An 11,308-nucleotide genomic window follows, 5' to 3' on the forward strand; every position below is an offset into this window, starting at 1 on the left:
AATTTCAGGGTGTTATCGATCCTGACTTTTCAAACAGTCTCTGAGCATTGCGGACAGATGTTCGGTCATGTGGGGCCGCCGGATGCGTGCGGATCACAATGCGTGCGGACCAGCTCAACGGGCCTTTTTTCCTGCCCGGAACAGGCCGGCTTCGTGGGCGGTGCGGTATCGGTCCATTCCTAGGAAAAAAAACACGCTTTTCGGAGGCATCTTTGTTTCGCGAAGGCAGCATTTCCGTGCAGGTGTGTTAGGGAATAATTCATAATAAAATATTATGATTTCAGTAGGTTAATCTAAAAAACCTGTTCAGGGGACACCCCGGCATGCGGTAATGATCCATATCTGGCGCTTCCACCCCTGACCCAGCGAAGGCGGCGGCCTGTTCCACGCCCCCTGATTTTCGCACGCCAACACCATGTCCGGGAGACAACCCGGATATGTTTGGCGCAGGCCCATGCCATGCAGCCCGGCATCATATTCACGCAACGGGTGGGCCTGATTTATAAAAATATCGTTTTATATCATATGGTTATGTTGTGAAAAACGGGGCATGGGGCGATTTCTGGATGCAGCCCGCACCGGGGGAGATGTCAATAAAAAGTTAATATTTAAGGGGATTATATTAACTTTTTATTTGGATACCCCATGAAAATCTCGGACTTTTAATTAGGAATTAATTCATATTCATCCGGGATGAATTTAATACCATCGTCAGTACTTGACCAAAGGAACTGTTTCGTTTCTTCTGTAACGAAAAGAAACGGCATGTGCGCCGTGGACGCGGAGATGCGTATGCCTATCCTGCTGGAACACCGTCGTGTGTTTGAGGGCCATCATCATGACACCAGCCATGCAGGCGGCATCGCGGCCACCCTTCCGCACGACGCGCCGGGGGGCGTGGCGGACAAAAGCGCCGACACCGCGACGCCAGCTTCGGCCACATCCCCATCCACACATGACCGGTCGCGTGCGGAACAGGCGAATGCGGCGCGGGTGAACGGGGAACGCGAAACCGGTAATCAGGCGAATGCGGCACTGGCAAATGCGCCATCGGTCCTGTTTGTCGATTCACGGGTCGATAACTGGCGGGAACTGACATCCGGCCTGTCGGCAAATGTCCATGTCGTCGTCATCCGGCCCGGTGACAACGCATTCGCCACCGTTTCCTCCGCCGTGGCGAACCGCAGCGGGCTGGCCTCCATCCAGTTCCTGTCTTACGGCACCGACGGGTCGGCCGAACTTGGCGCCACCATGTTCAATGCGGCGTCGGTCATGGATCAGGCGTCCGCCGTTGCGGCGTGGGGGACGCATCTTGGCACCGGGGGGCAGATCCTGTTCTGGGGCTGTGATGTGGGGGCGGGGCAGGATGGCCGGATGCTGGTGGAGGATCTGCATCGCCTGACGGGTGCCAATGTCGCGGCCTCCGCCAATGCCACGGGTGACGCGGCCGAGGGGGGCGACTGGACACTGGAAACACGTAGCGGTGATTTCACGGTGCGTGACCTGTTCACGCGCGCCACGCGTGCGGCCTATGACGGCGTGCTGGATGTGCCTGATCCGGCCGTCACGATTTCGGGTGACGCCACGGCCCTTCTGGGCAATAGCTTTACCCAGACCCTCTCATTTTCCAACAGGGCCGGATCGGCGGCAGGGTACGGCCCGTATGTGGAAATGTTCGTCCCACATACCCAGAACAGCAGCGCAACCGTCCAGAGCATGACCTATCTTGGTCAGGCGCTGGCGACGAAAACCGTCACGCTGTCCACCACGGTCGCGGGGCATGTCGGCACGCTTGGCGCGCTGGACCCGTTCGCGGTGGACAAGACGGGGCATCCCGTCTTCGTGGTGGCGCCCGCGGGGTACCAGGCGGGTGACGAACTCGTCGCTGCGCGCCTGCCTTTCGCCAGCTATGCGCCTGGTACGCCGGCGGCCAGTATCGTGGTGACGCTGACGGCGGATACCTCCTCGACGCCCGGGGCGACGCTGGATATCGATGCCATCGGTGGTTTCATGTATGGCGCCGATGCGCAGAACAATCCCGCGACCGACCCGTCCATCCGGGGCACCGGCGTCGCCTCCGCCAGTGATCCGGCCGATGGCCTTGCGACCAGTACGGTCAACCTGAACCTTCTGAATATCCAGACCCAGGCCCTGACGACAAAGGATGGTGAACTGGCGGCCGGGCCATCGCATGTCGGCATATACGAGGTGCAGATCACGCCGGCCGCGGCGACAACGGGCGACCCGATCAGGAATGTGGACCTGACTGTCGCCCTGCCGGCGGACGTGCAGTATACGGGCGGCACCATTAACGTCACCGGTTCCGACGGGAAGGTGACGGCAGTGCCCGCGACAACCAATCCCGGCGGGACCGTGACCCTCCATTTCGCATCGCTCAGCGCCGCTGATGGCATGACGAAAGTGGACATCCCGTTCTATGTCCCGGAAACGGATGCCAGCGGCAGGCAGATCGTCAATGAAACGACGGGGGCGTCGGCGAACATCGTCGGGCCGACAGTGACCTATAACAGCGCGGTGAACTGGACCGCGCCGTCCGGTACGGTGGTAACGGTCGATGGGTCGGACCCGAATGCCCCAACCTCCGCCGCCTTCATCGCGCGCGCCGTGGCGGTGCAGATAACATCGGCCACGGATAACAATGCCGCCGTGGCCGCGGGCAGCAACCTGACCTATAACATGGCGGTTCAGGTCAGCAATTATAACGCCACCAGCAACCTGACCCTGACCTCCAGGATTGATGACGAACAAAGCGTCAATCCGGCGATCGCACCGGTCTTTACATGGACCGATGTGTCGGGCCAGCACTCAATTTCGCTGGGCCTGCCGGACAATCCGGTTTCCGCGACACAGAATGGTCAGGTCGTCTCGACCTCCGGTTCCAACAGCTACTGGAACTATACGCGCAATGCCGATGGCAGCACGAGCCTGGCCTTCAACATCTCCCAGGCCCTTCTGGCCAATGGATATAGCGGCGAATTGCCCCCCGGCGTTTCAGGGAACCTGAGCTATGGCACAACGGTACTGAGCGGCCATACCAATGCGCCCATCAATCAGGCATCCGGCAAGCCTGCGATGATCGAGGAGGGCGACACGCTGTCGGGTACGGCGGGACTGAGCGGTACGCTGCTGGACAAGGACGGTGCGCAGCAGGGCACAACCCCGGTGAGCGAGATGGAAAGCGGCAGCACAACCCTGAGCGTTGCGAAGGGGAGCGTGACGCTGAAAATCGTTGCGATCAATGGCAAGGCGGTTCCCGATGGCACGACGCCACAGGTGCAGCCCGGCGACGCCGTGACGTACGAGGCCGATTACCAGACCATAACGGGGAATTACACGGCACTGAACCTGTCTTCTTACCTGCCGTCGCCGGTGTTCAACGTGGTGGACCCCAATTCGGATGGCGGTACGACGGGGTATACAGACGCAACCGACAGCAGCACCTATCCATCATCAGGCGGCTACAGGCTGGTGAACGCACCTTCGGGTGTCGTCATTTCGAAAATGACGACAGATGCAACGAACAACGCCCTTTCCTTTGACCTGTCGGGGTATCAGTCGGCAACGGCGACGACCACCCCGGAAAAGCTTGGCGTGCAGTTTACGCTGACGGCCACACAGCAGCCGTTCGCCAATGACCTCGTGCTCAACGCGCTGGAGCAGGGGACGATGACGACCAGCACGGACAGCATGAGCCAGACCTATGCCCCGGCCCGGCTGACGGTGCAAAATCCCGACCTGACCACCACCACGGGCATTGCGTCGGTGGCAACGGCGTCGGGGGCCGAGGATGGCGGCGTGACCTATACCAACCAGATCAGTGGCGACGTGACGGCGCGCCCGTCGGAATTCGCGACTGCAGGATCGTCGTCCGTATTCAACACAGGCGCCACGCCAGAGGGGATCGCCCCCGCAACCAACGAGGACGCCCGCAACCTTGTCGGAAGCGAGACCGTGCGCGTGGCCCAGACCGTGCAGAACAACGGCAGCGGGGCCGCGTATGACGTGACGGTTTCGGGCGCCCTGCCCACGGGTGTCGAAACGTCACAGATCACGAATTTCCAGATCGTGCGCGAGGACGGGACCGTCCTTGTGACGGCGGATGCCAGCGGAAACCTGCTTGGTGCGGTCACATCCGCTGGCAAGCAGGCCACGATAGCGGATTATTTTTCCGATAACGGCGTGCAGGTGGAGGCCCCCGGCGGCAGCGGCAATGCCGTCCTTATGGCCAATGGTTCCCCTGCCGATGCCCTTGTGGTGGTTTATGATGTCGCCACCCCGCCGAATGTGGGGCTGGGGCAGGATTACGTCTTTACGGGTACGATCGTGAATTATGCCGCCGTGACGGGGGGTGTGAAGGCGGGCAATGGTTTTGTCAGCAACGGTGTGCCGACGTCGATTTCCGGCGCGGTCATGACCGATACGGCAACGGTTAGTTCCAAAGACCCCACGATCAGCATGCAGGTCGGGACGTCCAACATGGCGGCCGATGACCATCTGGCGGATGCCTCCAACGCATCGGCCTATGCCGTGGGCGAGACGCGGCCCTTTAGCGTGACCGTATCCGTGCCGCCGGGCCAGTTGAGCAATGGCACGGGCGACGTGCAGGTAAAGGTCGCGATCCCGTCGCACGAAGAGGTCGATCTTTCGTCCGTGACGGTGACGTTGGGGAACGGGCTTACGGCCACGCTGCCCCCGTCGGCCGTCTCGCTCGATGCGTCGGGCAACCTTGTGGTCGATCTTGGGCCATCAGTGCTGGCATCGGGCAGCGGTGATGACGATGTGACGATCAATTTCAATGCGTCCTTCCCCCTGTCACATAATCTGGACGGGAAAACCGGAACGCAGGAAAACACCTCCGCGTCGCTGATCTATTCAGGGGCCCCGGTGCAATCGAACACGATTACGATGCAGGAGGTGGACCCCGACGTCGTCACGACCCTGACGCCGGATAATGGCAGCCACCTGCAAAGCGGCGAGATCGTGACCTATACCTATACCGCGACGAACCGGTCGGGGGCGGTTGCGGCGGATTTCCAGGATACGCTGACAATTCCCGACGGTTATGTGCTGGTGCCCGGTTCGCTGGTCAATGACGGGTCCATGACCGTTGCCGCGTCATCGGACGGGACCACCATCCATATCGGCGGCAATGATTAGGCGCTGACCGGGACCGGCAGTACGGGGGCGACGGAAAGTTTCACGTTCCAGGTCAAGGTCGCCGACAACCTCGCATCCGGCACGCGCCTGACGATTGCTTCGCAGAAGCTGGCGTCTGGCACGACCACCGCATCGCACGTTCCTGCCTCCCTTGGGACTGTTGGCGGGTATGAAAGCATCCCCTACAGCACGTCCACGACGGGCAAGTGGTTTGCGACCTCGGTTTCCGCCACGGCCACCATTGACAGTTTCAGCGATGCCCATCTGGAAATCGTGGGCGAGGCGGCGGGGGTGAATTCCGGCACGGTCATCCCGGACCCGACCTATAGCCATACCGAACCGACCTCGGCCAATGTCGTGCCCGGCGATGTGGTGCGCCTGCAGGGTTCGGCGCATATTCCCGAAGGTCGCAACACCGATACGACCGTGACCATCACCGTGCCATCCGGCCTGACGATCCCGGCGGCTTCTGCGAACCTGACGATTGCCCTGATTTCGCCAGGGGGGGATACGACGTCCGACATCGTGGACCCGGATGGCAATATACCCGGCCTGCAGGTCACTTCCACCACCGCAACCGATGTCACCCTGATCCGGCCGACCTATACGCTGCCTGCTGGTGACTGGTCGATTACGACACATGACGATGGCACCTCGTCGCTTGTCATCAAGCTGGGCACGTTGGTCAATAATGACCAGTTGTCCGGCGCGCATGCGGTTGCGCTGGTGTTCAACGCGGTGGTGGACAATTCGATCGCCAACATCGACGCATCCAGCCTGCATGTCGGCATGCAGGTGACGGCCAACGGCAGCGCCACGCCGATCACCACCAATACCGCGCACCTGACGGTTGTGACGCCTGCGCTGGGCCTGACGCAGGCCGAGGGACCGGCGCAGACCGCGCAGGACCTTGCGCTGGGTATCGTGCAGATGCAGGCGACGTTGAAAAATACCGGCGACGCCACGGCCTATAACGCGCAGATCACCGGGCTGATCGGTCCCAACGAAACCTATATCCCGGGAAGCGAGCGGTACACCATCACCAACGCGGATGGCACCACCAGCACGGGTACGCTGACGGTGGGGACGGACCCGTCCGATGGCCATCCGGTTTTCTCGCTGCCATCGCTTGCGGCGGGACAGACGCTGACACTCCTCTATCAGGCCCGGATCACCGATATTGCGCAGCCGGTGGCCGAACATACCGCCGTGGCCACGGCCCAGGACATGGACCCCGCGATAACTGAATACCAGGGCACGGCAATCGGGGCGGTCGGGTCCGCCGAAGGCCCGCGCGACGGGACGTTATCGTCGCCGCAGAACAATATCCGCGCCGCATCCTCATCGGGGATTGGGGTGGTGACGGGGCAGGTTTACGAGGTGATCGGCCGTCCCGATACGTGGGGTACGTTCGATCCGAATCTGGATACGCCACTGGGTGGCGTGCCGCTGAGCAGTGTGGATGCCACGGGGCAGAAGTTCGTCTATACGACGGATGCCAGTGGCAATTACATTGCAACGCCCCTGTTTGACGGCACGACGACCCTGACCCTTCCCGATGCCGGAAGCGGGAACCCCGTGACCGTGCCCGCCAACGCGACGCAGGTGGCAGGACTGGCGATACAGTCCGATGGGCACTGGATGCTTGTCGAAACCCCGGATGGCAGGTTGGTGACGGGCCAGAACGTGGTTTATGAACTGCCTGATACCGCGCCGGTCATTTCGGGCTTTTCACGCGGGACCGTTACGGTCGCGGGGGGCAGCACGAACCTCATTTCGAACGGTGCGGGGGTCAACGATGCCGAAATCGCCCGGCTGGTTGCGGCCTATCCTTCGGAATATGGGTATAACGGCGCGGTCCTGAGCGTTTCGCGTGTCAGTGCGGCGGGTGTTGCGACCCCCGATGCGAATGACGTGTTCGGCGGCCAGTCCGGTCTGTCCTTTGGCGCCAGTGGCGCGGTAATGCTGAATGGCACCCAGGTCGGTACTTATACGCAGGGTGGCGGGACGCTGAAGATCACCTTTGGTGTGAATGCAGCAGAGGTCCAGCAGGCGACGGTGCAGTCGGTCCTTAATGACATCACATGGACGAACACGGCGGAAGCCAACCAGTTCCAGTTCCCCATCGCCATCGGTGTCACGCTGAGTGACGGCAATACCGACAATTCGCAGGGCACCGGCGGCGTTATGACCAGCGCCGTGGCGATTACCACCTTCCATACCAGTGCGTCGGGACAGACGGACGTGACCTTTGTGGAACCGAACGACGCGACGCCCACGCCCACGCCCCTTTTCACCGCCGCGACAGCGCCCGGCGTGGTCGCGCCTGCCGCCACGGCGGTTTTCACGCTGGGCAATGCCCAGACGGGGGACGCGCTGGTGTTTTCGGGGGCGGGTGATGTGGGCGACATCGTTGCGACGGTGGGGGCGGACGGGTCGCTGCATCTGGCATCGGCATCAAATGGCGCCACCACGGCGCAGTGGAACCGGGCGCTGGCCGATGTCGGGTTCGTCAATATGTCCGACACGCCCGATACGGCCGTGTCGCGCACAGTCGCACTCAGCGTGACCGACGCCGCCACAGGCGATATCACAACCGCGAACGCTGTCGCGACGGTCAATGTGATCGCCGCCAATGATTCCCCCGTGCTTGGCCCCGTGGCCGATGACGTGGTCCCGGCGCGTGAGGACGCAACATCGCCCCCGTCCGCCACGGCGGGTGTCGCCGTTTCCTCGCTGGTGACATCCGTGATCGACCCGGACGCCAATGGCGTGCATGACGGGGCGGTGGGCGTGGCGATGGGCATTGCCGTTGTCGGGGCCGATACGTCCAAGGGAAACTGGTATTATTCAACGGACGCGGGCAGGACATGGACCCTGTTCGCCTCTGCTTCCACGGCGGCCATTTCGTCGGGTAACGCCCTGTTCCTGGCTGGTGGCCCGGATACCCGCATCGCCTTCGTCCCGACCACGACAGATTACAACGGCACGATCGGTGATGCGTTGCAGTTCAAGGCATGGGATGGGTTCGACCCGCATGCCAATGGTTCAACCGGTGCATTGCCTGCAACACTTGGCGCGGCGGCGGCCCTCAATTCCCCGGGCACGTCCTATTCCGCGCAGACGGATACACTGATCGTCAATGTCGCGGCGGTGAATGATGCGCCGGTTGCAACCGGGAATGTGACGCTGCCCCCCATGGCGGAGGATACGACGAACCCGCCGGACGCATCGGTATCATCGCTGTTTACGCATGTGTTCAATGATTCGCGCGATCAGCAGGTATCGGCCTCCAACCCGGACGGGTCGTCGGCAAATGACCTTGCGGGCATTGCCATTGTCGGAAATACGGTGCCCGCCGCCGATGGCGTGTGGCGGTATTCGACCGATGGCGGCGCGACATGGACGGCGGTTGCAACGAACGTGTCGGATACGAACGCGACCGTACTGTCGCCATCGGCGCTCCTCTCGTTCCTGCCCGCGCCGAACTGGAACGGCACGCCGCCCGCACTGACATCGCGCCTGATCGACAGCAGCAATGGCCCCGTGGCGGATGCAACAGGGGTGGATGTATCGGTCAATGGCGGGACTACGGCGATTTCGGCCAATTTTTCGGCGCTTTCGACAGTGGTGACGCCGGTGAATGACGCGCCGCTTGCCACCGGGAATGTGACGCTGCCCCCCGTGCCGGAGGATACGGCCAACCCGTCCGGGGCCTCTGTGGCGTCGCTGTTCACCCCGGTTTTCAATGACCAGACGGATGCGGTGCCGGGCGGGTCATCGGCAAATGACCTTGCGGGCATTGCCATTGTCGGAAATACGGTGCCTGCCACCGATGGCGTGTGGCGGTATTCGACCGATGGTGGCGCGACATGGACGGCGGTTGCAACGAACGTGTCGGATACGAACGCGACCGTGCTGCCATCGTCGGCCCTCATCTCGTTCCTGCCTGCGCCGAACTGGAACGGCACGCCGCCCGCACTGACGACACGCCTGATTGACAGCAGCAGCGGCCCCGTGGCGGATGCAACAGGGGTGGATGTATCGGCCAATGGCGGGATTACGGCGATTTCGGCCGGGACGTCGATGCTTTCGACGGCGGTGACGCCGGTGAATGACGCCCCGGTCACGACAGGGCGCACGCCGCCTGCGATGACGGTGGCGGAGGATACGACGACACCACCGGGCATATCGGTGTCCACCCTTTTCGGGCCGAGCTTCAATGACCAGACGGATGCGGTGCCGGGTGGGTCGTCGGCAAATGATCTGGCGGGGGTGGTCATTACGAAAAATGATACGCCCGCATCGGACGGGACATGGATCGTGGTCCATGCGGATGGGTCACGCACCCCGGTGGGGGCCGTGTCGGAAAAGAATGGCCTTGTGGTTTCGGCCTCGGACCGGCTGACCTTCGTGCCTGCGCCGAACTGGAACGGTACGCCCGACCCGCTGACGGTTCACCTGATCGACAGCAGCAGCGGTGCCGTGACAACCGGCACGCATATTGATGCGACGAAAAATGGGGGGACGACGGCCATATCCATTGGCACGGTCGATCTTCCCGCCATTGTGCAGCCGGTGAATGATGCGCCGCTTGCCACCGGGAATGTGACGCTGCCCCCCGTGCCGGAGGATACGGCCAACCCGTCCGGGGCCTCTGTGGCGTCGCTGTTCACCCCGGTTTTCAATGACCAGACGGATGCGGTGCCGGGCGGGTCGTCGGAAAATGACCTTGCGGGCATTGCCATTGTCGGAAATACGGTGCCCGCCACCGATGGCGTGTGGCGGTATTCGACCGATGGTGGTGCGACATGGACGGCGGTTGCAACCAATGTGTCGGATACGAACGCAATCGTGCTGCCATCGTCGGCGCTCCTGTCGTTCCTGCCTGCGCCGAACTGGAACGGCACGCCGCCCGCACTGACGACACGCCTGATCGACAGCAGCAGCGGCCCCGTGACGGCGGGAACGGGGGAGGATGTATCGGCCAATGGCGGGATCACGGCCATTTCGGCCGGGACGTCGATGCTTTCGACGGTGGTGACGCCGGTGAATGACGCCCCGGTTGCCACGGGGAATGCGACGCTGCCCCCCGTGTCGGCGGATACGACCAACCCGCCCGGGGCCTCTGTGGCGTCGCTGTTCACCCCGGTTTTCAATGACCAGACGGATGCGGTGCCGGGCGGGTCGTCGGCAAATGACCTTGCGGGGATTGCCATTGTCGGAAATACGGTGCCCGCGACCGAAGGTGTGTGGCGGTATTCGACCGATGGTGGCGGGACATGGACGGCGGTTGCAACCAATGTGTCGGACAGGACTGCAATCATCCTGCCGTCGTCGGCCCTCCTGTCGTTCCTGCCTGCGCCGAACTGGAACGGCACGCCGCCCGCACTGATGGCGCGCCTGATTGACAGCAGCAGCGGCCCCGTGGCGACGGGGACGGGGGTGGATGTGTCGGCCAATGGCGGGATCACGGCCATTTCGGCCAACCTGTCCGCGCTTTCGACGGTGGTGACGATGCGTGCGCGCAATCCCGTCCTGTCGGATGACACGCAACGCAACGGTTTTTCCGAAGAAGCACTGACCGGCAAGGCCACATGGGACCTGTTCGATCGCTATGGCCGCGATAACGTCCATCGTTTGGGAACGCCCATGGACGCAGGATGGGTCGCAGGGTTCGTGTCGCGCAGCTTTGTCCAGGCGGGAAGCCATTTTTCCATCCCGGTGGTGGACGGCGATGTCCTGGGGGCCTCGCCCCATCCTGATGAGAACTGGACGATGGATGTCCGTATGCAGGACGGCGCGCCATTGCCGGCGTGGCTGATTTTTGACCCTGTGACCCGGCGTTTCGAGGGCGATCCCCCCGAAGGGGAATCCTGCGATCTGGTCCTGCATGTCGAACTTGCGGACGGGTACGGCCATCGTGGTTTTGTCGAGATGTTCGTGCATGTCCAGGGCGAGATGGACGGGCTGATGTCGCGGCTTCTGGATGATCGCGCCATGTCCGCGCCGTCGCGCGCGCAGGCCCCGCGGCAGCGTTCGACCCTGCATGACCGGCTGCGTGCCCATCATCAGGCGGCGCGCCATGGCCATGGGCGGCACCTTCTGCGTGGTGGGGGGGCCAGATAAC

General features: G+C 62.6%; 3 protein-coding genes. 2 read left to right on the forward strand and 1 reads right to left on the reverse strand.

The features are described from left to right. The first annotated feature begins 786 nt into the window (after nt 1-786). A complete protein-coding gene (locus FYB92_RS04070) occupies nt 787-5,178 on the forward strand; it encodes a DUF4347 domain-containing protein (protein ID WP_332828213.1) in 4,392 nt (1,463 codons plus the stop codon). 182 nt (nt 5,179-5,360) lie between these two features. On the opposite strand, the gene FYB92_RS04075 is transcribed toward FYB92_RS04070, so the two are convergent. Then, nucleotides 5,361-5,483, reverse strand: a complete 123-nt coding sequence (locus tag FYB92_RS04075; protein WP_332828214.1) for a hypothetical protein — start codon at nt 5,481-5,483, stop codon at nt 5,361-5,363. Between FYB92_RS04075 and FYB92_RS04080 the strand changes: the two genes are divergently transcribed. Then, nucleotides 5,470-11,307, forward strand: a complete 5,838-nt coding sequence (locus FYB92_RS04080; RefSeq protein ID WP_332828215.1) for a hypothetical protein — start codon at nt 5,470-5,472, stop codon at nt 11,305-11,307. The genes FYB92_RS04075 and FYB92_RS04080 overlap by 14 nt on opposite strands. The last annotated feature ends 1 nt before the right edge of the window (nt 11,308 follow it).

This window comes from Novacetimonas sp. GS1 (assembly GCF_036686925.1).
In the GTDB taxonomy this organism is placed as follows: domain Bacteria; phylum Pseudomonadota; class Alphaproteobacteria; order Acetobacterales; family Acetobacteraceae; genus Novacetimonas; species Novacetimonas hansenii.